Origin of the sequence: Corynebacterium pseudodiphtheriticum DSM 44287 (assembly GCF_000688415.1) — a bacterium.
In the GTDB taxonomy this organism is placed as follows: domain Bacteria; phylum Actinomycetota; class Actinomycetes; order Mycobacteriales; family Mycobacteriaceae; genus Corynebacterium; species Corynebacterium pseudodiphtheriticum.
Map to the genome: position 1 here is coordinate 33,497 of NZ_JIAH01000005.1, position 23,175 is coordinate 56,671.

General features: G+C 56.5%; 14 protein-coding genes. 12 read left to right on the plus strand and 2 right to left on the minus strand.

Annotated features, from left to right (window positions below; all coding sequences use genetic code 11):
• Positions 1-7: 7 nt before the first annotated feature.
• Positions 8-1,570, plus strand: coding sequence for a glycerol kinase GlpK (gene glpK / locus O146_RS0100825; RefSeq protein WP_027017419.1), 1,563 nt, complete (start codon positions 8-10; stop codon positions 1,568-1,570).
• Here the strand turns inward: glpK and O146_RS0100830 are convergent.
• Positions 1,567-3,717 (minus strand): N-acetylmuramoyl-L-alanine amidase, encoded by a 2,151-nt coding sequence (locus O146_RS0100830; protein ID WP_027017420.1) that lies wholly within the window; start codon positions 3,715-3,717, stop codon positions 1,567-1,569. The two genes, glpK and O146_RS0100830, sit on opposite strands and share 4 nt — an antisense overlap.
• A 205-nt stretch (positions 3,718-3,922) precedes the next feature.
• Between O146_RS0100830 and glf the strand changes: the two genes are divergently transcribed.
• The 11 genes from glf (at position 3,923) to O146_RS0100885 (ending at position 22,476) form a co-directional block, all read left to right on the plus strand.
• Entirely contained in the window at positions 3,923-5,113 is a 1,191-nt protein-coding gene (gene glf, locus O146_RS0100835) for a UDP-galactopyranose mutase (RefSeq protein ID WP_021353469.1), read from the plus strand.
• A 94-nt stretch (positions 5,114-5,207) separates the two neighbouring features.
• Positions 5,208-7,142 carry a glycosyltransferase gene (locus O146_RS0100840; RefSeq protein WP_027017421.1) on the plus strand — a complete coding sequence of 645 codons (1,935 nt, stop codon included), beginning with the start codon at positions 5,208-5,210 and terminating at the stop codon, positions 7,140-7,142.
• Positions 7,132-7,662 carry a phosphatase PAP2 family protein gene (locus tag O146_RS0100845; RefSeq protein ID WP_023018795.1) on the plus strand — a complete coding sequence of 177 codons (531 nt, stop codon included), beginning with the start codon at positions 7,132-7,134 and terminating at the stop codon, positions 7,660-7,662. The genes O146_RS0100840 and O146_RS0100845 overlap by 11 nt, the downstream gene beginning before the upstream one ends.
• Entirely contained in the window at positions 7,663-8,646 is a 984-nt protein-coding gene (locus O146_RS0100850) for a decaprenyl-phosphate phosphoribosyltransferase (RefSeq protein WP_027017423.1), read from the plus strand. It begins immediately after the preceding gene.
• Between the two features lie 206 nt (positions 8,647-8,852).
• Positions 8,853-9,875, plus strand: coding sequence for an alpha/beta hydrolase (locus O146_RS0100855; RefSeq protein WP_027017424.1), 1,023 nt, complete (start codon positions 8,853-8,855; stop codon positions 9,873-9,875).
• A gap of 326 nt (positions 9,876-10,201) precedes the next feature.
• Positions 10,202-12,199 (plus strand): alpha/beta hydrolase-fold protein, encoded by a 1,998-nt coding sequence (locus O146_RS0100860; protein WP_023018797.1) that lies wholly within the window; start codon positions 10,202-10,204, stop codon positions 12,197-12,199.
• Positions 12,199-12,825 carry a hypothetical protein gene (locus O146_RS10590; protein WP_051619178.1) on the plus strand — a complete coding sequence of 209 codons (627 nt, stop codon included), beginning with the start codon at positions 12,199-12,201 and terminating at the stop codon, positions 12,823-12,825. The genes O146_RS0100860 and O146_RS10590 overlap by 1 nt, the downstream gene beginning before the upstream one ends.
• Positions 12,826-12,889: 64 nt before the next feature.
• Positions 12,890-13,801 (plus strand): cutinase family protein, encoded by a 912-nt coding sequence (locus tag O146_RS0100870; protein WP_027017425.1) that lies wholly within the window; start codon positions 12,890-12,892, stop codon positions 13,799-13,801.
• Between the two features lie 272 nt (positions 13,802-14,073).
• Positions 14,074-15,918: a FadD32-like long-chain-fatty-acid--AMP ligase gene (locus tag O146_RS0100875; protein WP_021353477.1), complete on the plus strand. Its 1,845-nt coding sequence runs from the start codon at positions 14,074-14,076 to the stop codon at positions 15,916-15,918.
• On the plus strand, positions 15,919-20,931 hold the full coding sequence (gene pks13, locus O146_RS0100880) for a polyketide synthase Pks13 (protein WP_027017426.1): 5,013 nt from the start codon (positions 15,919-15,921) through the stop codon (positions 20,929-20,931).
• On the plus strand, positions 20,932-22,476 hold the full coding sequence (locus O146_RS0100885) for an acyl-CoA carboxylase subunit beta (RefSeq protein WP_021353479.1): 1,545 nt from the start codon (positions 20,932-20,934) through the stop codon (positions 22,474-22,476).
• Here O146_RS0100885 and O146_RS12295 read toward each other — a convergent pair.
• Positions 22,469-22,735 carry a hypothetical protein gene (locus tag O146_RS12295; RefSeq protein WP_023018802.1) on the minus strand — a complete coding sequence of 89 codons (267 nt, stop codon included), beginning with the start codon at positions 22,733-22,735 and terminating at the stop codon, positions 22,469-22,471. The genes O146_RS0100885 and O146_RS12295 overlap by 8 nt on opposite strands.
• Positions 22,736-23,175 lie beyond the last annotated feature (440 nt).

Consider the following 23,175-nt stretch of genomic DNA (forward strand, 5'->3'; position numbering starts at 1 on the left):
AACAACCATGTTTATTGCTGCACTCGACCAAGGCACCACGTCCACGCGGTGCCTTATTTTTGACCGCGACGGAAACGTGGTCTCGCAGGCTCAGTTGGAACACCAGCAAATTATGCCGCGCAAAGGTTGGGTGGAGCATGACCCGAACGAGATTTGGGCCAACACGCGCCGGGTGATTTCTTCGGCAATGGTGGAACTGGATATCACCGCCCGTGATGTGCAAGCTTTGGGGGTTACCAACCAGCGCGAGACTGCCGTTGTTTGGGAAAAAGCTACTGGTGAACCAATCTATAACGCAATCGTCTGGCAAGACACCCGCACTGGTGGCGAATTCGACGATGCTGCGGCGTGGCAAGCAAAAACCGGGTTATTGGCCAATTCTTACCCTGCTGGTCCGAAGATCGCCTGGATTTTGGATCACGTTGATGGTGCTCGTGAGCGCGCCGAACGCGGCGAATTACTAGCCGGAACCATTGATTCCTGGTTGGTGTGGAACTTAAGCGGCGGTGCGGAACAGGGAGAAAACGCCGATGAGGCAGATGGCGCTGCTGCTGAGGAAAATACCCCTGGAAACAGTAGCGATGCTACCTACCAAGCGCAGCATATTACGGACGTGACTAATGCATCGCGTACCCTCCTGTTGGATTTACACACGCTGGATTGGGACGACGAACTTTGTGAGGCGCTGCGGGTGCCGAAGAAAATCTTGCCGACGATCGTCCCATCGATTGGTGCACTCGGTGAGGTGCGCCACCGCGGTTCACTCACCGGGGTGCAGATAACCGGCATTTTGGGAGACCAGCAGGCCGCCATGTTTGGGCAGCGGTGTTTCCGGCCCGGGGATGCGAAAAACACCTACGGCACCGGATTGTTTTTGCTGCTCAATACCGGAACGGAACCGAAGTTTTCCGAGCATGGTTTGCTGACCACCATCGCCTACCAACAACAAGGCGAAAAGCCGGTGTATGCGCTAGAAGGATCAGTCGCGGTTGGTGGATCGTTGATCCAATGGCTGCGGGATCAATTGGGAATTATTCCGGATGCTGCTTCCAGTGAATCGATTGCTGCCGAAGATAACGGCGGGGTTTATATCGTCCCAGCATTCTCTGGGCTTTTTGCTCCACGTTGGCGCCCGGATGCAGCTGGCGTGATCGTGGGCTTGACCCGTTATGCAGATCGCAGCCATATTACGCGCGCGGCGTTGGAAGCGACCTGCTTTCAAACCCGCGAGGTTGTCGAAGCAATGCAGAAAGATGCCGGCCGGGAATTATCGGGCCTCTGCGTCGACGGTGGCATGGTGGCCAACGATCTGTTGATGCAGATGCAAGCGGATATCCTCGGCTCGTCTGTGCAGCGCCCGGAGATGATCGAAACGACTGTCTGGGGCGCGGCACTTGCGGCGGGTATCGGAATTGGCTGGTGGGATTTTTCGGACGATGACTACGTCGCTGACCACGTCTGGGAGCCAAAAATGCCCGAAGCCCAGCGTGAGCAGCTCTACCGCATGTGGAATCAAGCAGTAGAACGCACGCTGGGCTGGGAAGATGCTGGCCGGGGCGAAGCCGACTAGCCCTCGGTGATTTCTATTTGTCCAGTGGAAGGATCGAAGGTGATATTGCCACCCTGGAAATTCACACGGATTTTCTGACCATGCTGGTATTGCTCACTGGTTGGTAGCCCCAGTTTTTCGAAGCCGCCGTTGGCCCAGGCTCGAGCGATTTCTCCCCAAAGCGCCTGGGTGCCAGTTGCCGCGGAATCAACGATGACTCCGTTGTCGAACAAGGCAAAGTCGACATCATCGGAGGCGCGCACGATACCAGTGGCTGGCGACCCCAGGACCGGGCCAATCAGCTTATTGATCCGCGCCCAGGTTTGTTCGATATCGCTGTTGCCCGTCAGTTTCACGACTTGCGTGATCATCGCGGGAACATCGCCCAGTTCGATAGCGGAAGACGTCGCCAAGCGCTTAATCGTTGCCTCGGGAGACTCATTCGGAGCTTTCTCCGCAGCACTGTTGGTCTGCTGCAGAATTGCCATGACTAGCGGCGCGATGATGCCGATTGCCTTGATTGCAGTTTGCAGAGGCCCTTGTGAGTTGGCATTGGTAGACGCATTTTGCGTATTGCTCTGTGTCTTGCTTTGGGGAGTGCTCTGCGGGGCTGCTTGGGTGTTGGTGGTGCTGTTGGAATTTGTGGTTCCGGATTGGTTGCCCGACTGCGACTGGCTGGTTGCGTTGCCCGCGAGCAGGCCAGCAACCTGCTGATATTTTTTGTTCGTGGCGTTGCGGATATCGCTCCACCGTGCCACGGCGTGGCTACCTGGGCATGTCGTGGCGCCAACGTCGCGGTGGCCGTGGAAACGCTGGAAGGTACGTGTATCACCGGCAGGATATTTTGCGTAGCTGCTGCCACCGGATGTCATCTGGATGGTGCCTGCTGGGTCAAAACCAGACTGCGCAGCGCGCCATCCAGCGATCTGGCCGACGGATTGGATGATGGCTTCGTTGATCGGTGCAATTTCGTAGTTACCGACCATGGAGATGCCGAAGGTTCCGTGGTTATAGCCGCCTGCGTGCGCGCCCATGACACCTTCACTGAGTCCACCACGACGGCCCTCGTAAATGGTTCCGAACTTGTCGACGAGTGCGTGGTATCCGATATCGCACCAGCCCAGGGTCTGGGTGTGGTACTGGTAGGCGCCGCGAACCTGTGCGGCAGCGCTGGCAGCGTCGTAGTTATTGGAGCCTGCCGTGTGGTGCAGAGTCAGGGCGTTGTAGTCCATGCCGGTTGCGCCGCAATTGCCACGGTAGGACTCGTTCGCGCCCCAGCCTTGGCGAGTGACTAGGGTCGGCATGCCGACGGATAGGTTTGCGGTGTGTTCAATGGTGTTTTCTGTTTGGGCTGCGCCAGCTGCGGCGTTGCCGTTGACGAAAACTGCGCTTAGATCATCAGCGCTGGTTGCGCCACCCGCTGCACCAGAATTAGCTGTAGTGGCAGTGGTGCTGTCGGCGTTGTCGGTGAGGTCGACGTCATCAGCGACGGGCTGGATAAGCCCAGCGGAGGTCTCCAAACCGGCTTTTGGTAGGGAGTTGGCTGTTCCGGGCGCTGCGTCGGTTGCGTTTTCGGTTGATTGTGCATCAGGTTCCGTATCAGATTGTGCGCCAGGTTGCGCATCAGCCTGTGTGCCGCTGGTTTCGGTGGTGCCCGCAGTGGCTTCGTCGCCAGTGAACAGATCTAATCCGGCAACTGACACCTGCACGGTGTGAGTTGGTTCGACGTAGATCAGTTCGGTGCCTTGCTGCGTGGCTTCTTCTGGGTTGGGTAGCGCGTCGGCTTCGAACCATTCCGTCCAGCTACCGTCGGCACGCTTGGAACGGAAGTGCGCATTGATGTCGCGTTCACCGCTCCAAGTTAGGGCGAAGGAGTCGAATTCTTCGTCCTTAGTAAATTCTTGCACCGCGCGGGACGGGGCGGGGCCGTCGCCTTGGGTGGCCACGGCTGGATCATCCACAACGGTGGCGGTGCCGCTACTGAAGCTGGCGGTGCTGATGCTGGCTTCGGCCTGATCAGAACCAGCATTTTGGGTTTGCAATACCTGGTGGCCTCCGAATGCTGCGGTGACCACGAGGGCCGCCGTCGCGGTGACAGCGACGACTGGGCTGGCACTAGCCCAACTTCGCGGCGACCCGGAGGTGCTAATACGGCGACGTAAGTGCATGAATACTCCTGTTTCTTTGAATGATTCAGCGAATCAATCAGCAACACACCCCTGAAACATGCACGCGTGTGTCAGAGGTGAAGATACATATGCGAAGTTACATATGGGAAAAATGTTAATCATGTTGCGACACGCGTATCGGGAAGGGTTATCCGGAATGGGTTGCTCCCACTAGTGCGGGTGGTGCTCCACTAGTCTGTAATGCATGACTGCATATGACCTCATCATTGTCGGATCCGGATTTTTCGGCCTCACCATCGCAGAACGCGCGGCCAATGAGTTGGGCAAGAAAGTGCTCATCGTCGAAAAGCGCTCCCATCTTGGTGGAAACTGCTACACCGAAACTGATGAAGAAACCGGCATTGAGGTGCATAAATACGGTGCTCACCTGTTCCACACCTCCAATAAGCGGGTGTGGGATTACGTCAACAAATTTACCGATTTCACTGATTACCAGCACCGGGTATTCGCTATGCACGACGGCACCGCCTACCAATTCCCGATGGGGCTGGGCCTGATTAACCAATTCTTTGGGCGCTATTACAGCCCGGAAGAAGCCAAACAACTCATCGCTGAGCAAGCTTCGGAATTCGACTCGGATAAAGCCGAAAACCTAGAGGAAAAAGCCATTTCGCTGATTGGGCGCCCGCTTTACGAGGCATTTGTGAAAGGCTATACCGCTAAACAGTGGCAAACTGACCCGAAAAACCTCCCAGCTGGCAATATCACTCGACTGCCAGTGCGCTATACCTTCAACAACCGCTACTTCAATGACACCTACGAAGGACTGCCGGTCAACGGGTATACCGCCTGGCTAGAGAATATGGCGGCTTCGGACAATATCGATGTCCGATTGGACACGGATTGGTTCGAAGTTCGGGATGACATCCGGGCGCAGTCACCGGATGCTCCTGTGGTCTACACCGGCCCATTAGACCGCTATTTCGACTACTGCGAGGGCCGTTTGGGCTGGCGTACCGTGGACTTCGACAAAGAGGTCCACGACGTGGAAGATTTCCAGGGCACCGCGGTCATGAATTACAACGACCAGGATGTGGACTACACTCGCATCCTGGAATTCCGCCACTTCCACCCAGAGCGCAATTACCAGCGCAACAAGACAGTGATTTTCAAAGAATATTCACGTTTCGCTGGTGCCGATGACGAACCGTATTACCCGATCAACACCCCGGAAGATCGCGAAAAACTCGCTGCTTACCGCAAGCATGCGGCAAAAGAAGTTACAGACAACAATGTGCTCTTTGGCGGCCGTCTAGGCACCTACCAGTACCTGGACATGCACATGGCCATTGGTGCGGCGCTGTCCATGTTCGACAATAAACTGGTGCCGTACTTCCAGGATGGGAAGCCGTTGGAACAAGAACGTGGCCACTAAGAAATAACCGCTGGACTAGCACGCTGGACCCAGCGCCCTGAACTAAGCACTCTGCACTCATTACCGTGAATCAACTTCTGTGAACTGGAGAACCGTGAACCATCGCGAAGCCCTGCAACGCATCCTTTTGCCGAAACGTGGCGAACCTTTCGATGTCTGCATGCTGTATCTCATCGAATCCACGCAAAACAAAGAACGCTTGAGCTGGAATACCCGCACTGATGTCACCGTGCCGGCTGGTGCGGAAGCTAGCTTCGAAACCTACTTCAATGCCTTCCCAGCATCGTATTGGCGCCGCTGGTCACAGTTGGACTCCGTCGTATTGACCATGAAGGTCGCCGGTACCGCCAATATCGCGGTGTACCGTTCCAAAGTCGATGGCACCCGCGTTGGGGTGAGCAACCATTTGATCGCCGATGACACCCTGGACATCGAGCTGCCGCTGAAGAACTTTGAAGACGGTGGTTGGTACTGGTTTGATGTCACCGCAGAAACGGACACCATCATTAGCGAAGCCGCCTGGTGTGCCCCACACGCGCCGAAGCCACAAACGCTTCCCGACGGGTCCACCATCGAGCCTGCTGCGAAAAAAGTCGCTGTCGGCATCCCGACGTTCAACCGCCCAGCCGACGCCGTTGCTGCGTTGCAGGCGCTGGGGGAGGATCCTGTCGTCGAACAAGCTATTTCTCACGTGCTCATGCCGGACCAGGGTAACCAGCACCCAGCTGATGAGCCCGGCTATGACGACGCGGTAGCTGTATTCGGCGAACGCTTCCGTGAATTCCGGCAGGGCAACCTGGGTGGTTCCGGTGGTTATTCGCGCATCATGTACGAGTTTGTGGAAAACACTGATGCGCCGTTCGTGTTGTTCATGGACGACGATATTGCCATCGAACCAGATTCCATTTTGCGTGCCGTGCAGGCTGCCCGTTTTGCGGCCAGCCCGATTGTCGTTGGTGGACAAATGTTGAACCTGCAACAGCGCGCACAATTGCGTACCACAGGCGAAATGATCCAAGGCCACGACTTTATGTGGGGGCCAGCCCCATATGGTGTGTACGATCACGACTTTTCTGAATACCCGTTGGGCTACACGCTCACCGAAGAACAACAGCGCAACCCGCACGCGAAAAGCAGTGCAGACTTACACCGGCGTGTCGATGTCAGCTATAACGGCTGGTGGATGTGCTTGTTCCCACGCGTGGTTGCCGAAACCGTCGGCCAGCCATTGCCGCTGTTTATCAAGTGGGACGATACGGAATATTCCTTGCGTGCTTCCGAGTTCGGCTTTCCGACGGTCACCTGGCCGGGTGCCGCAATCTGGCACATGGCCTGGGCAGATAAGGACGATGCGATCGACTGGCAGGCGTATTTCCACCTGCGTAATCGTCTGATCACTGCTGCTATGTATCATCGCGGTAGCTTCAAGGGCGTGGCACGCTCGATCATGAAGTCAAGCTACAAGCACGCGCTGTGCATGGAGTATTCCACCATGGCCATTCAAATTGAAGCCATGCGGGATTTCCTGTCTGGCCCAGCGCAACTCTTTGATGTCTTAGAATCGTCGCTGCCACGCATCCAAAAGATCCGACAGAACTACGATGATGCTGTTATATACGAGTCGGCGGCAGATCTGCCAGCGCCGACCGGTGCCAATGTGCCTTTACGCAACGTTGGTGGTCGTTTGGGTAAGGTGAAAAAGATTCCGTGGCTGTTGAAAACCCTGCGCCACATGTCGCGGGAAGCTGACCCGGCGCACTATGAAGCACCGCAGATCAACCTAAATCCAAAGGATGCGCGGTGGTATAACCTGTCGCGAGTTGATTCGGCGACCGTGACCACCGCTGGTGGTACCGGGGTGGCCTTCCGCAAACGCGATAAGCAGTTAACCAGTGAGTTGCTCTCACAAACCCGGCAGCTATTGAAAGATATTGACGCTCGTTTCGATGAGCTGCAGGAAACTTATCGAAGTGCGCGCCCGCAATTGACCGCACGTGAATCGTGGAAGAAGGTGTTTGATGCCCAATAAACCCAGCAAAAACGAACCCAATCAACTGAGCCGGGCAGAATCTCGGGTTCTGCAGCGTATTCAGGCGGTGGCTTTCGATGCGCCGGGTGTGCTGTCGGCTGCTCGTGGGCTATCGCATTTCGGTGAACATGCTGCAGGCTGGGTTGCCAGCGCAGGAGTAGGTGCTGCCGTCGACAAGCAGCGTCGTGGCCAGTGGGTACGAGTTGGTGCCTCGGCATTGACCGCGCATGCTGCATCGGTGGTGCTGAAACGCATCGTGCGTCGGCGTCGCCCGGATTATCCGTATGTGCGCGTGGGGGTGTCTACGCCATCGAAGTTGTCGTTTCCGTCGTCACATTCGACGTCCACAGCGGCGTTTTGTACTGGGATTTCAGAATTGACGGGTACAAAAATACCGTTGGCAGGTATCCCAGTAATGATGGCATCGCGTATGGTGTTGGGGGTTCATTACCCGACAGATACTCTGCTGGGTGCAATGATTGGTTATGCGACCGCTAAGCGAATGATGAGGCAAGGCTAGATGGAAAACGACGGTCACCAAAGCGTGTTTCATTCGGAACCGCACACCTCCGGCGTGGATACCGGCCGGAAGCGGCAACCTCCGAAAAACTTGCTTGATGGCATGATCAAGGCGCTGCGTCCGAAGCAGTGGGTAAAAAACAGCCTGGTTATCGCGGCACCGGCTGCTGCCGGTGCGGGTGTCTTGTTGGATGGGCGCACGCTTGCCGACGTCGCCTTGGCTTTTATCGTCTTCTGCATGGGTGCGTCCTCGATCTACTTGGTCAATGATGCCCGCGATGTCGCTTCTGACCGCGAGCACCCGACTAAGCGCTTCCGCCCGATTGCCGCTGGGGTGCTGCCGGTCGGCCTGGCCTATGCCATGGCTGTCGGGCTCATTATTGCCGCCGTTGGCCTGTCCTTCTTGGCCTCTGATGGGGTAGGTCTGGCCTCGGTGATTGCGGTGTATATCGCCTTGCAGCTGGGCTATTGCTTTGGCTGGAAGCATATGCCGGTGATTGATATCGGCTTGGTGTCTTCTGGGTTCATGCTGCGTGCGATGGCAGGTGGTGTAGCTGCCGGCATCGAACTTTCACAATGGTTCCTGCTGGTGGCGGCATTCGGTTCCTTGTTTATGGCTTCCGGTAAGCGTTATGCGGAGCTGCTGCTCTCGGAACGTACGGGTGCTAAGATCCGCAAGGCATTGGAGGGCTACACGCCGACGTACCTGCGCTTCGTTTGGACTTTGGCTGCTACCGCCGTCGTTATGTCCTATGCGCTGTGGGGATTTGAACTCTCGCAGGCTACTGAGGGCTTGGCATCGATCATGTATCAGGTTTCCCTGGTGCCGTTTACCATTGCTATTTTGCGCTATGCCTCCAATGTGGACCGGGGTGAAGGTGGAGCTCCGGATGAGATTGCGTTGGAGGATCGCGCGCTGCAGGTGCTGGCGTTGCTGTGGATCGCTTGCATCGTGCTGGCTGTGTACATCGTTCCTGCAATTTAAAATCATTTTCAAGTAGCGATTATTTTTGCCTCCCCCTAGACTGATTTTTAGCTGTGTAACGAAATTGTCTCGGTTTTCGATACACTTACTAGAATCTGCTGCCGCTCTGGTTTTTGGCTGATCACCGCATACGGTTGCTTGCTGGCGTTCGATCGAAAAGCTTGGAGCATAAAGGCAGCTTGGAAAAATTTCCGTGAAGGGGAGCAATGACGTTGATCGTGAATATGCGTCGTGCGGTGGTCGCTGCGGTGGCTGCTGTGGCGGTGGCGCTCGGAATGATGGCTAGCCCATCGGTGGCGACTGCACAAGACAACCGGGGCTGGTTGCGCCCGGATGCTACGGGTACCTGTGATTGGGACCCGCATGTAGCTTATTTTGTGCAACGCTGTGACGTATATTCGCCAGCAATGGGGCGTAATATTCCCGTGCAGATCCAGCCTGCTTCTCGTGGTGGCAACGCAGGCCTATATCTTCTAGATGGTTTGCGGGCGAACAACCAACAAAATGGTTGGAACCGCGAGGGCAACGCCCACAAGAAATTTGTGGACAACAACATCACCCTGGTAATGCCAGTCGGTGGCGAGGCATCGTTCTACGCAGACTGGAAAGGCACCCCGAAGTACTTCCCGGGTGAAGAAGACGGCAGCTACAAGTGGGAGACTTTCCTGACTGCTGAGCTTCCTGGCTATCTGCAGCAGCACTTCGGTGTTGCTCCGAACAACAACTCGATTGCCGGACTGTCGATGGGGGCGACTGCCGCGATGAACCTGGCTGGCAAGCACCCAAACCAATTCCGTCAGGCCCTGTCTTATTCCGGTTACCTTTTTACCACTGCACCGGGAATGCAGACCATGATGCGGGTGGCGTTGCTTGATGCAGGTGGCTACAACATCAACGCGATGTACGGCACGATCATTAACCCAGCTCGTTTCCAGAACGACCCATTCCACTTGGTGGGCAACTTGCGTAATACCGACGTTTACGTTTCTGCCGCTTCCGGTATTCCTGGCCCAGCGGATCATAACTTGGCGCCGCAGCACCAGACTCCGGGTATCGTTTTGGAATTTATGTCTATGATCGGCACCCGAGCCTTTGAAGCGAATGCTCGCTTGAATGGTGTTCCTATCACCACCGATTACCCGGGCGTTGGTCTGCACAACTGGTACCAGTTCAACTACCAGTTGGATCGCACTTATGACCGTATCTTGGATGTTATGGGAGCTCGTTAAAACAAGCCTGAGCTCGTAGCCGGACTGGATGTCGCAACACAGCGACACCAGTCCGGTTTTTGTTTCTAGCGTGCTGTCTGCTGCTGAAATATTGCTGGAGCTGAATAATTTAATGATTTCTAGGGCTGAATCATTTCTGGGCTAATGATCTTTGTGTATTTTTCTGCGAAGTACCGGAGTGTCTTACCAACCATCGCCAAGTTAAACCTAAACTTTAGACTTGATAACTACGCGAGTAGGCCAGCCGCATCCCGGAAGCGGGGAACTTCCGGGGTGGGGGCGGGCCTGAATTTTGCCTACCCTGTACACACTTTCAAGGAATCATTATGCGACTAGACTCGTCTCGTTCCCCGCACGTTCAATCACAGGCTGCCGGTCAGTCACGCGGTACTCGCGGTCGTGCCTGGTTTAAGGCCTTGGCTGTGCCTACCGCCGTTGCTACCGGCTTGGCTGTCGTACCTATTACGACGCAGGCGCCGGTGGCGCAAGCCCAAAGCTCGCTACCAGGAAGCTCGAACCTACTGCCAAAAAACGATGGCCTGACTGACTCGATTCTTCCGGGCGAAGCTCCGCAGCGCAGCACCATCGAAACGGAATACCCGAGCTCCGATGGGCTGCCAGCAGGCGTGGAAATTGATCGTGTGGAATACAAATCGCCCCGCCACGCCTTCGTATACGTGAAGTCCGCTGCCATGCCAGACCAGGAAATGAAGTTCCAGATTCTGCTGGCCCGTGACTATTACGCCAAGCCGAACCAGCAGTTCCCGGAATTGTGGTTGATGGACGGTTTGCGTGCCCGTGAAACCGAATCCGGCTGGACCATCGCGACTGATGTCGAGCAGTACTTCGCCGACAAGAATGTCAACGTCGTGTTGCCAGTCGGTGGTGAGTCGTCGTTCTATTCTGACTGGCAGAAACCAGACAATGGCAAGCACTATAAGTGGGAATCTTTCCTGACCAAGGAAGTTATCCCAATCATGGATAACAAGTTCCGCTCCAACAAGCAGCGGGCAGTCGCTGGTCTGTCCATGGGCGCAACTTCTGCTATCAACATGGCAGAGCGCAACCCACACCTGTTTAATTTCGCAGGTTCGTTCTCCGGATACTTGGATACGACTAGCAAGGGTATGCCGGAAGCGATTCAGATGGCGCTTTCCGACGGTGGCGGCTACAACGCTGAAGCAATGTGGGGCCCGCTGTACAGCCAGGGCTGGATCGACCATGATCCGAAGCTGGGTATCGAGCAATTGCGCGATATGACAGTCTATGTTTCTTCCGGTAGCGGACAGCCGGACTTTGGCGACCCGAACTCCGTCGCCAAGCACGGCCCAAGCTTGCCAGGCGTGGGCCTGGAAGTTATTTCGCGCATGTCGACGCAAACCTTCGTGGACCGTGCCAAGGCCCAAAACGTGGATGTCGTCGCGAAGTTCCGCCCAACCGGTATTCACACTTGGGAATACTGGGAATTTGAGCTGAAGCAGGCCTGGCCGTACATCGCGAACTCTCTGAGTATCCCACAAGAAGGCCGCGCGGCGGAGTGCGAAGTTAAGGGAGCCATTGGAGCCAGCGTTGCTGGCCAGGCGCACTTCGAAGAATGCTTGACTAACGAATATCAGGTGGGCGAGACCAGTGGTGTGGCGCAGGATTTCACCGGCGGTACTGCTTATTGGTCGCCAGAAACCGGTGCGCATGGGGTTTACGGCGCGATCAACGCGCGTTATGCGCAGCTGGGTGGAGCAACCTCGTGGTTGGGCTTCCCGAAGTCCACTGAACTGGGTACGCCAGACGGCAAGGGCCGGTTTGTACAGTTCGAAAACGGCAACATTTATTGGCACCCAGATACTGGTGCTTGGGAAGTGCCGAATGATTTGTTGGAAGGCTGGAAAGAATACGACTACGAGCGTGGCCGCTCCGGGTACCCTACCGGCAAGGATGAACACATCAATGGCGGCAAGCTACAGCCGATGCAAGGTGGCTTCCTAGCGCGTAACCGCGAGGGCAAGACCCACCTGGTCTTCGGCGCAATCGCTAAGAAGTATGCGACCGTGGACAAGGCTGACTTGGGTCTGCCGATCAGCAATGAGTACAAGATCGATGGCGGTTGGTTCCAGCAATTCGAAAACGGCAATATTTACTTCTCGCCAGAATCCGGCGCCCAGGTGATCAAGTACGGAAAGATCTTCGACGAATGGGGTAAGCACGGTTACGAGAAGGGCAAATTCGGCTGGCCTACCGCGGACTTCGAGTCGAAGCCGGGCGTGAATGAGCAGAAGTTCCAGAACGGAACCCTGCAAGAGATCAACGGTGGCGTACGGGAGAAGTAATGCGATTTACTCGAAGCACAGGTATTCGTAGCGTTGGAGCTTTTCGCAACACTGGGGTGCGGCGTCGGAAAGCGTCGTTGGTAGCGGCGTTGACCACCGGTGCCCTGGTTTTGGCCGCCTGTGGTTCAGCGACCGTAGAAGACGAAGCACCAGAAACCCTGAGCAAATCCTCGACACAGACTACGAAATCCACCGCAGCCAGTTCTACAACGTCGCCGGGGGCTGGTAAGGACGACAAAGACGGTAAGGACGGCAAAAAATCCAGCGAGGGTTCTACGACGGCTAAGTCTGGTTCCGGGCAGAATAGTGCCGGGAATAATAACACTGAGCCGGCGCCACAAACTGCCGGTGGCCGTGACCGTGGCGCGCAGGAAATCGACGAAATTCCTGAGACGAACCCTTTCGAGGGTGAGAACGCCGCCTTTCTCGATGATGTTCGTGCTCTCGGAGTTGATGTTGCAGGTGTCGAAGGTCAGGTGGTTTCTGCTGGCTATCTGGTTTGTGATGAGCAGACCGCTATCTTACAGGCAGTGGCTGGGCAGCTGATCGGGCAGCAGCGCACTGACAGAGAATTTGAAGATTTGGTTGATAAGTTGACGGAATCCGCGCGCGGGCGCTTTTGCTAGTGCTAGTGCGGTAGTTATGTGCTAGAAAATTCCGCAGTCGTGCTCAATCAAGAAATGTGAAGCTATGAGAAAAGTGTTCACGGTTGTCGCCGTGATCGTCCTGATCGTTCTGATCGGTGCCGGGGTAGTGCAATACCTGAACGGTGATGATCCGATGGCCCCGGACGACCAGGCTCGTCCTGCCGAAGAAGCTGAAGGGCCAGTGCAACCGGAATGGTGCCCGCGCGTGGAGTTTATTGCTGCACCGGGCACATGGGAATCTGCTGCGGATGATGACCCGTTCAATCCACAGGCGAACCCTCATTCATTTTTGCTGAATGTCACCCGCCCGCTGCAGGAGCGTTACGCTCCGGACGATGTGCGTGTATGGACTTTGCCGTATTCTGCGCAGTTTGCCAACGTGCAGAATCAGGATCAACTGACTTATGACGAATCTCGTGAAGAAGGTACGCAGAAGGTGCGTGAGCGCTTGCTTTCTACTCATGGGGAATGTCCGTTAACTGACTTTGCCATGACTGGGTTTTCCCAAGGCGCGGTAATTTTGGGCGATATCGTCAATGAGATCGGTAATCATCGTGGCCCGATCCCTCCCGAGCGGGTTCGTGGTGTTGCTTTGCTTGCCGACGGCCGTCGTACTGCGGATCAGGGCATCAACCCTGGCAACCCCGTTGGTGGGGTTGGTGCCGAGGTGTCGCTGAAACCGGTCGAGGGGCTGGTGCAAAATGTCACTCCGGGTGCGTCAATGCGGGGTGCGCGTGATGGTTTTGGTGCGTTGCAGGATCGTACTTTCCAGATCTGTGCTTCGAGTGACCCGATCTGCGCTGCACCGGAAAGCGTGATTGATGGTTTAGGACGGGCTTTGGAGCTGGCGAATAATTCGCACGCGCAATACGGCACTAATACGGACGTTGTTCCCGGAACAACTGCGGATCAGTGGATTAAGAATTGGGCTATCGAGACCATCGATCATGGTTAGCCAGATAGGTTTGCTCGGAATGTGAACCTCACCAGCACCGCCATGTTGAAAGTCTTTCGGCGTGGCGGTTTTTCGGCGTGGCGAATCGTGATTGTGAACTAGAACTCATATCATTTGGTGTATATGTTATAGATGTTAACGTTTCTTATTTTGTTTCCGATAGCACCTGGTAGTTGCATGACTTCTGCGCCAAAGTAGGCTGGAATCTTAGATAAACAAACATTTTCGACCGGTACTACTTGCACCGGTGTTAGTTCAAAGAAGGAATCACCATGGATCTTAAAGCAGCAATGAGTCAGTTTTACGACGGCCAGGGCAACCTGAAACTCGCCCCGCAATTGTCCCTAGTCGGGCTGGCGGAATTGCTCTATCAGGGTGATCTACACACCGGTGGAGCAGACCGGCATTGCCTGCGCTTCTGGGATTACTCCCAGTCTCGCGAAGGTACTGCGGTTGATTTCACTCGACAAGAGATCAACATTCGCATCAAATCTGTGGCTGCGCGTTTGCAGCAGGTTGCCAAGATGGGCGACCGGGTCGCGATTTTGATGGGAAATTCTCCGGAATACATTTTCGGCTTTGTGGGTGCGATGTATGCCGGTATGGTTCCGGTGCCTCTTTACGACCCGAATGAACCAGGCCATGAAGGACACCTGACGGCGGTCTTCGCTGATTGCAGCCCGAAGTTGGTGCTTACCAACCGCCCTTCGGCAGCGGCGGTGCGTGATCACTTCAAAAAACTCCCGGCTCGTGAACGCCCCCGTATCTTGGCGGTAGATTCGCTGCCGGATTCCTTGGCTGATTCCTACATCAACCCACAGCAGACCATCGAAGGCCAGCAGCGCATGGCTTCGTCGACGGTGATGCCCATTGACGAACCAGCTTTCTTGCAGTACACCTCTGGTTCTACGCGCACCCCGGCTGGTGTGGAACTGACGAACCGTTCGATTCTGACCAACGTATTGCAGATCTTCGAAGCAGCTCGCCTGCGCCTGCCGTTGCGTTTGGTGTCGTGGTTGCCGCTGCACCACGACATGGGAATTATTCTGAGCCTGTTCGCCACGATCATGGGGCTGCGCAATGAGATCATGTCTCCGAAAGATTTCATCCAGCAACCAGCACGTTGGACGCGCATGATCTCAGCTCGCGAAGGCGACGACAGCAATGGTGTTTACACTGTGATTCCGAACTTCGCATTGGATCTCGCAGTTCGTTATGGCAATGAAGACGGCCTGGATTTCTCGAATATTAACGGCATCATCATTGGTTCAGAGCCAGTGACGGTGAAAGCGCTGAATTCCTTCCTGGATGCTTTTGAGCCAAAAGGTTTGACTCGTCGCATGCTGCGTCCGTCGTACGGCTTGGCAGAAGCTTCGCTGATGGTGACCACCCCGCAGACCGAGGATCGCCCAAAGGTGAAGTACTTTGAGCGCGACGAAATTGCGCAGGGCAAGGCCGTGGAGACTGCTAGCGAAGATGGCGTGGCGTTTATTTCCAATGGTGAAGTCGTGCGTCCACAATTTCTGACCATCGTGGACCCAGAAACTAAAGCCGAATTGCCAGATTCTACCGTCGGAGAGGTGTGGTGCCACGGTGACAACATGGCTGCGGGCTACCTGAACCGTCCGGAAGAAACTGCGGCTACTTTCCACAACACCATTGGAGAGCGGCTGGAGGACTCCCGCGTGGCTGAAGCTCCGGCGGATAAGTGGATGGCCACCGGTGACCTGGGCGTGCTTATCGACGGCGAGCTGTTTATCACTGGTCGTTTGAAAGATATGATCATCATTGCTGGTCGCAACCATTACCCGCAGGATATTGAGCACACCGTGATGACCGCCAGCGAGCACGTGCGTAGCGATTCCGTGGCTGCCTTTGCGGTCTCCGCAGAAAACACCGAGGAACTCGTACTGCTGGTAGAACGTGCCGACCAAGCCGAAGAATCCGGAGACGAACAGGCAATTTCCGCCATCCGCGCGGAAGTTACCGCACGCCATGGTGTGCGTCCGTATGATATTCAGTTCCTGGCTCCTGGCGAGCTCTCCCGCTCGTCGGCAGGAAAAATCGCGCGGCAGGTAGCAAAGAAGAAGTATGAGGGATCTGAGGGAGAAGCCTAAATGACAGTTGAGCAGCTGAAGAGCTGGCTGACCGAGTGGGTAGTGAAGGTCACTGACCTTCCCGTCGAAGAAGTATCGGAAAACAAGCCACTGGAAGCGCTGGGGCTTTCTTCGCGCGATGCGGTGATCCTGTCGGGTGAATTGGAAACCTTGCTGGATACCCGGCTGGATCCGACTATCGCCTACGAATACCCCACCATTGCGTCACTGGCTCAACGGCTGGTTGATGGTCCGGCGGAAGATAGCGCGCGGGCCGGGGCTGCCCAGCAGTCTTACGAGCGTGCCGACGTCGCTGGTGTCGGAAACGGTGCGCATGGTGGCTACGGTGGCGATATCGCGATCGTCGGTATGTCTGCTCGCTTCCCGCAGGCAGATGGCTTGGATGAATACTGGAAGCTGCTCGCAGAAGGCCGCACTGCCACAGGCGAGCTGCCGCTGGGGCGTTGGAGTGAGTACCAGTCCGACCCGGTGATGTCGGAAAAGATGGGCAAGATCAATCTCACCGGTGGCTACCTGGACGATATCGCCAGTTTTGACCCGGAATTTTTTGGCCTTTCTCCCATTGAGGCCACCAACATGGATCCGCAGCAGCGCATCATGCTGGAGTTGACCTGGCACGCGCTGGAAAACGCGCACCTGCCGGCCAATGAACTCAAGGGCAAGCCCGTCGGCGTGTTTATGGGTAGTTCGAATAATGACTACGGCATGCTGATCGCCGCTGATCCAGCCGAGGCCCACCCATACGCGCTGACGGGTACTTCTTCGGCTGTGATCCCGAACCGCATTAGCTATGCCTTTGATTTCCGCGGCCCGTCGTTGAACGTGGACACCGCGTGTTCCTCGTCGCTGGTTTCGGTGCACCAGGCGGTGCGCGAGCTGCGCTATGGCTCGTGCGACGTAGCTATCGCCGGTGGCGTGAACATTCTGGCGTCGCCGTTTGTTTCGACTGCCTTTGGCGAGCTCGGCGTGATTTCCCCGTCGGGCGCTATCCATGCGTTTTCTGATGATGCCGATGGCTTCGTGCGTGCCGATGGCGCCGGTGTAGTGGTGCTCAAGCGGCTTGCCGACGCCGAAGCCGCTGGTGATGAGATCTTGGCGGTGATTAAGGGCAGCGCGACCAACTCCGATGGGCACTCAAATGGTTTGACCGCGCCGAACCCAGAGGCACAGATCGACGTGCTGCGCCGGGCTTATGCTGATGCCGGGATTGATCCAGCGACCGTCGATTACGTGGAAACACACGGCACCGGCACGATCCTCGGTGATCCAATTGAAGCCAGCGCATTGGGCGCGGTGCTTGGTCCGCGCCGGGAAACAGACACCTTGATTGGCTCGGTGAAGTCGAATATCGGCCATTCGGAATCTGCTGCCGGTATTGCCAGCCTGATCAAGGTAGTGCTGTCGATCCAGAACGACACTGTGCCGCCGTCGGTGAACTTCTCGGAACCGAACCGTTATATCGACTTCGAGAAAGAACGCCTGGAAGTTGTCGAAGACCCACGAGAATGGCCTTCGGAAAACAAGATTGCCGGTATTTCTGGTTTCGGTTTTGGTGGGACAAACGCGCACGTCGTGGTGCAGAAATATGACGCTGCGTCGACAGCTCAGGACGCGGCGTCGACAGTGCACGATGGCGCTGCGGGCGTGGCTGTGGCTAGGGAAGCCCAGCCGCGCCTGAATAGCGACCACGTGGTGTTGCCGATTTCTGGCCTGGTGCCATCGCGGCGTCGGCAAGCAGCTGGTGATTTGGCTGATTATTTGGAAGACGCCCAGAGCAACAAGGATTTTGATCTGCAGGCCGTCGCCCGCACCCTGGCCAAGCGTAACCATGGCCGCTCGCGGGCTGCCATTGTTGCCGCGGACGCTGGTGAAGCTGTGAAGCGCCTGCGTAAGCTCGCCGAGGGCAAGGCTGCGACGTCTGCGTTTAGCGGAGACGCACCGGAAAGCCCGGGCCCGGTATTTGTGTACTCTGGCTTTGGTTCCCAGCACCGGAAAATGGTGAAGGACCTGCTGGAACAGTCGCCGTTTTTTGCCGCGCGAATGGCGGAGCTCGACGAGATCGTGGACTTTGAGGGCGGCTGGTCCGTGCTGGAATTGGTTCGGGACGATGAGCAGACCTATAACACCGAAACCGCGCAGGTAGCGATCACCGCAATCCAGATCGCGTTGACGGATTTGCTGGCGCAGTGCGGTGCACGCCCGGCAGCCGTGATTGGCATGTCCATGGGCGAGATCGCGGCAGCCTATGCTGCTGGTGGTTTGCGCGCTGAGGATGCCATGTTGATCGCCTGCCACCGTGCCCGGCTGATGGGCGAAGGCGAAAATGCTCTGACTGGCGACGCACAAGGTGCGATGGCCGTCGTGGAGCTGTCTGCACAGCAGATTTCGGACTACGCCGAGCAAGAAGAATTCGCTGGTGTGGAACCCGCCGTGTACGCCGGTCCGGGAATGACGACGGTTGGTGGCCCGCGAGCCGCGATTCTGCGCTTGGTAGAAAAGCTGGAAGAAGAGGGCAAGTTTGCCCGCGCGCTGGACGTAAAAGGTGCCGGCCACACTTCCATGGTGGAACCACTGCTCGGTGAGTTGGAAGGTGCCATCGCAGGCATCGAACCTGCTCCGCTGCACACCCCGTTGTTCTCTTCAGTGGACAAAATCCACCACCAGCGTGGTGCGGTGGTGCATAACGAGGATTATTGGCTGGAAATGACACGCCAGCCGGTGTACTTCCAAGATGTTGTCACCAGTGCTTTTGCCCATGGCCACAACACGATGGTGGAAATTAGCCCGAACCCGGTTGCGCTGATGGGCATGATGAACACTGCTTTTAGCGTCGACAAGGCTAATGCGAAGCTGCTGAAGACGCTGAAGCGCAAGGAAGATTCCGCAAACAACCTGGTGGATCTGCTGGCGCAGCTTTATGTTTTGGGCCAACCGGTGGATTTCTCGCAGCTGTATGGCAGCGGTGAGTATGCTGCGGTGCCCAACACACGCTTTAAGAAGCAACGGTATTGGACGAATGCCCGCCCGAGTGCCGGTGTTGCCGGGTTGCCGGGCACCCGGGTGAATTTGCCGGATGGGCGCACCGCGTTTTCTGTGGATGCTGATCAGGTGCCTTCGGCGCTGGCGTTGCTGGAAGCAGCTGCCGAGGCGATGCAGCCGGGCGCGCAGCTGGTGGCGGTGGAAGAACCGCGCACGTTGCCGGCCCAGGGTGAGTTGACGACGATCGCCCAGCGCAATGTCGGTGGTGTGGCGTTGACTGTGCACGATATGACCGCGGGCGTTGTGGTTGCGGAAGGTTTTGCTACTACGTTGGCGCTTGCCGACGGCGGTGTTGGTGCACACGCGCAATCGCAGAATTTGGGTGTGGCGCCGATTCCAGAATCACCGCTGGCTGCTGGTGTACCCGGTGCCGAAGGTGCAGCCGGTGCCGCCGCGGCCGGAAACAACCTGGGCATGCCTGGCGCGGATTCGGGGGTGCGTTGGGATCCGGAGGCCGAAACCGTCGAGGAGCGTCTGCGCTTAATTGTTTCTGAGTCCATGGGCTACGACGCAGAAGACCTGCCTGGTGAGTTGCCGCTGATTGACCTGGGGTTGGATTCGCTGATGGGCATGCGGATTAAGAACCGCGTGGAAAATGATTTCCAAATTCCGCCGCTGCAGGTGCAGGCTTTGCGTGATGCGTCGGTGGCGGATGTCGTGGCGATGGTCAACCAGGCCGTTGCGGAGAAGCATGGCTCTGCTGGCCCAACACCGGAAAACGGTGCTGCAGTGCGGGATGACCAGAGCTCCTCTGCGAAGAGCTCCGCCGAGCAAAGCTCTGCCGATCAGCCAGAGCAGGCCCAGCAGCCCGAACAGTCCTATGCCACGCAGACAGAAGGAGTCGGCGTGGCGCCACGTGATGCCGCTGAGCGCCTGGTGTTTGCTACCTGGGCTAGTTTGACTGGTCGCGCGGCCACTGGTGTCACCAGCACGTTGCCGGAAATCAGCGGCGAAGTCGCCGACAAAATTGCCGAGCGCTTGAGTGAGCGCAGTGGCATGAACATCGGGGCCGAGCTCGTCGGCAAGGCAGAAAACCTGGAAGAAATCGCCAACGTGGTGCGCGAAGGCCTGGAAACCGACGTCGAAGGCAATATTCGGGTGCTGCGTGAGGGCAGCGCCGAAGCGCCGGTGGTGTTCATGTTCCACCCGGCCGGTGGTAGTTCGGTGGTGTACCAGCCGCTGGCGCGCCGCTTGCCGCAGGAGGTTTCGGTCTATGGCGTGGAGCGGCGTGAAGGTAGCTTGGAAGAGCGCGTGGCGGATTACCTGGGCGATATCCGCAAGTATGCGAAGGGACGCCCTGTCATCCTGGGCGGCTGGTCCTTTGGTGGAGCGTTGGCGTATGAGGCGGCTTCGCAGTTGCTTGCCGACGCTGGTAACGCTGTCAATGCTGATAACGCCGACAACTCCACCCACGGCATTGACCTCGCCTATATTGCGTTGTTGGATACCACCCAGCCGTCTGAGCCGATTCCGGACACCTTGGATGAGACCAAGGCCCGCTGGGAGCGCTACGCCGCATTCGCGGAGCGCACCTATGGCTTGGACTTTCCGGTACCGTACGAGCTGCTCGAAACGGCCGGCGAGGAAGCCTTGATGCAGATGCTGGAGCAGTTCCTGGCTAGCTCCGATGCTTCTGAACACGGGCTATCCGCGGGAGTTTTGGAACACCAGCGCGCCAGCTTCGTGGACAACATGATCCTGGGCAAGCTCGATTTTGCGCGCTGGGCTGATGTGGACCTGCCGGTGCTGTTGTTCCGCGCGGAACGTATGCATGATGGTGCAATTGAATTGGAGCCACGCTACGCCGATATTGATCCGGATGGCGGCTGGGGTGCTATCGTCGATGAGTTAGAGATCGTTCAGCTGCCGGGTGATCACCTGGCGGTGCCGGATGAGCCAGCGATTGGCATCGTCGCAGAGCACATGGACCGTTGGATGAAGAGCAAGATCCCCGCTGCACGGGAGGAGCACTAGGTGACTAATACCGCCGAGAAACTCGCTGACCTGCGTCGTCGTTTAGAAAAGGCGCAGGATCCTGGTTCGGAGCGGGCGCGGGCAAAGCGCGATGAGGCCGGGCGCACCACTCCCCGGCAGCGCATTAATGCTTTGCTTGACGACGGCTCCTTCATGGAGGTTGGCGCGCTGGGTAAAACCCCGGGCGATGACGATGCGGTGTACTCGGATGGTGTGGTCACTGGGTATGGGCGCATCGGCGGCCGTCCGGTGTGTATCTATGCGCACGATAAGACGGTCTATGGCGGTTCCGTTGGTGTGACGTTTGGCCAGAAAGTCACGCAGGTGATGGATATGGCTGCCCGCATCGGCTGCCCGGTGATTGGTATTCAGGATTCTGGTGGTGCGCGTATTCAGGACGCGGTGACGTCGCTGGCGATGTATTCCGAGATCGCGCGTCGGCAGATGCCGCTGTCGGGGTATGCGCCGCAGATTTCCATCATGTTGGGTAAATCCGCCGGTGGAGCAGTGTATGCCCCGGTGACCACGGATTTTGTCATCGCGGTGGATGGTGAGGCCGAAATGTATGTCACCGGCCCGGCTGTGATCAAAGAGGTCACCGGCGAGGAAGTCAGCTCCGCGGAACTCGGTGGTGCGCGCCAGCAGGAGCGCAACGGTAACGTGCAGGCCGTTGTTGACAGCGAAGAAGATGCCTTTGAGCTGGTGCGTGATCTTTTGGATCACCTGCCGTTGACGTGCCATGATCCGGCGCCGTCGTTTTTGGCGCCTAGTGACGAGGAAGTCGCGCATACCCCAGAGCTCGATGAGTTTATGCCGGATGACACGAATGCCGGTTACGACATTATTGATGTGCTGAAGTTGCTGGGTGATGACGATCAGCTGATTGAGTTGCAGGCAAACTTCGCGCCGAATATGGTCACCGCTTTTGGGCGTATTGATGGTCAGGCGGTGGGTTTTGTGGCGAATAACCCGATGCATTTTGCTGGTTGTATCGATGCGGATGCCGCCGATAAGGGCGCGCGGTTTATCCGCATTTGCGATGCCTATAATATTCCGCTGATCTTTGTTGCCGATACCCCTGGGTATTTGCCGGGTGTGGAGCAAGAAAAGGCCGGGTTGATTCACCGTGGCGCTGGTTTTGCTTTCGCTTTGGTGGAGGCCACCGTGCCGAAGATTTCGTTGGTGGTGCGCAAAGCTTATGGCGGTGCGTACGCGGTGATGGGGTCGAAGAACTTGTCTGGTGATATCAACTTTGCATGGCCGACCGCGCAGATTGCGGTGATGGGTGCGGCCGCGGCCGTCGTCATGATCCAGGGCAAGCAGCTGGAGCAAACCCCGCCGGAACAGCGTGGTTACATGAAGAAAGTGTTCATGGACTTTTACGACGAGAATATGACTTCGCCATATGTGGCTGCTGAGCGCGGCTATATTGATGCCATGATCCAGCCTTCGGAGACCCGGTTGAAGCTGCGGCAAGCGCTACGCCAGTTGGCGACTAAGCACGTGGAAGACTTGCCGAAAAAACACCCGATCGCGCCTATGTAGGTGGACCGGAGAAAAAGAAGCCGAGTGCGATAGTAATGATAAGAACTGGTGATAGTGCTGACAGCAATGCAGCGATATACAAGTCGTATTTCTTTGTTTTATGTGCGAGATAACAGTTAAGCGCGCAAATTGCGGCTATCGCTGTACCGGTAATAGCCACTGAGGGCCACCACCAGTCTTGACCAATGGTCCATAGCAAATAGCTACCGACAAAGGCGGCAATTGTTGCACCCCAGCCTAGTAAACGCGCAGGTTTCACTTGTGACACCTCCCGGTGATTGACTTAGTAAAACTTTTCCTAGCTTTGCTCATCAATCGAGATGATAATATTCCTGCAGAGCCTGCCAGCATAATTAGTGCGCTGGTGAATCCTTTCGTGTGTCCAGTTGCTATAGAAACTACGACAATAAAAAAGGATACGCAGCATAGGCCTAGCATTGCCCATGTTGCACCATGAATTTTGTTCTGTTTATCCACATCAGTACTCATGATCATCACCTTGGTCTAATCTAGCGGCCCTGTGAGTCTGCACCTTTGTCTAGCGTAAGTCTCGCAGAACCTCCGTTCTCTAGCAATACCACCTGAGTTTGAATCCTGTTTTGTATAGGGATGCTAATCCGTTTCGAAGGGATATGCTGTGATTTACTGTTAAAGTTTTTATTTCCGAAGAGTGCGGTGCATAAAAAAGATGAAAGCCTG

Excerpts from the sequence above, each read along its gene's own strand:
- O146_RS0100870 (WP_027017425.1), top strand. The coding sequence starts at position 12,890 with ATGAGAAAAGTGTTCACGGTTGTCGCCGTGATCGTCCTGATCGTTCTG.
- O146_RS0100830 (WP_027017420.1), bottom strand. The coding sequence starts at position 3,717 with ATGCACTTACGTCGCCGTATTAGCACCTCCGGGTCGCCGCGAAGTTGG.
- O146_RS0100875 (WP_021353477.1), top strand. The coding sequence starts at position 14,074 with ATGGATCTTAAAGCAGCAATGAGTCAGTTTTACGACGGCCAGGGCAAC.
- glf (WP_021353469.1), top strand. The coding sequence starts at position 3,923 with ATGACTGCATATGACCTCATCATTGTCGGATCCGGATTTTTCGGCCTC.
- O146_RS0100845 (WP_023018795.1), top strand. The coding sequence starts at position 7,132 with ATGCCCAATAAACCCAGCAAAAACGAACCCAATCAACTGAGCCGGGCA.
- glpK (WP_027017419.1), top strand. The coding sequence starts at position 8 with ATGTTTATTGCTGCACTCGACCAAGGCACCACGTCCACGCGGTGCCTT.
- pks13 (WP_027017426.1), top strand. The coding sequence starts at position 15,919 with ATGACAGTTGAGCAGCTGAAGAGCTGGCTGACCGAGTGGGTAGTGAAG.
- O146_RS0100860 (WP_023018797.1), top strand. The coding sequence starts at position 10,202 with ATGCGACTAGACTCGTCTCGTTCCCCGCACGTTCAATCACAGGCTGCC.
- O146_RS0100850 (WP_027017423.1), top strand. The coding sequence starts at position 7,663 with ATGGAAAACGACGGTCACCAAAGCGTGTTTCATTCGGAACCGCACACC.
- O146_RS10590 (WP_051619178.1), top strand. The coding sequence starts at position 12,199 with ATGCGATTTACTCGAAGCACAGGTATTCGTAGCGTTGGAGCTTTTCGC.
- O146_RS0100855 (WP_027017424.1), top strand. The coding sequence starts at position 8,853 with ATGACGTTGATCGTGAATATGCGTCGTGCGGTGGTCGCTGCGGTGGCT.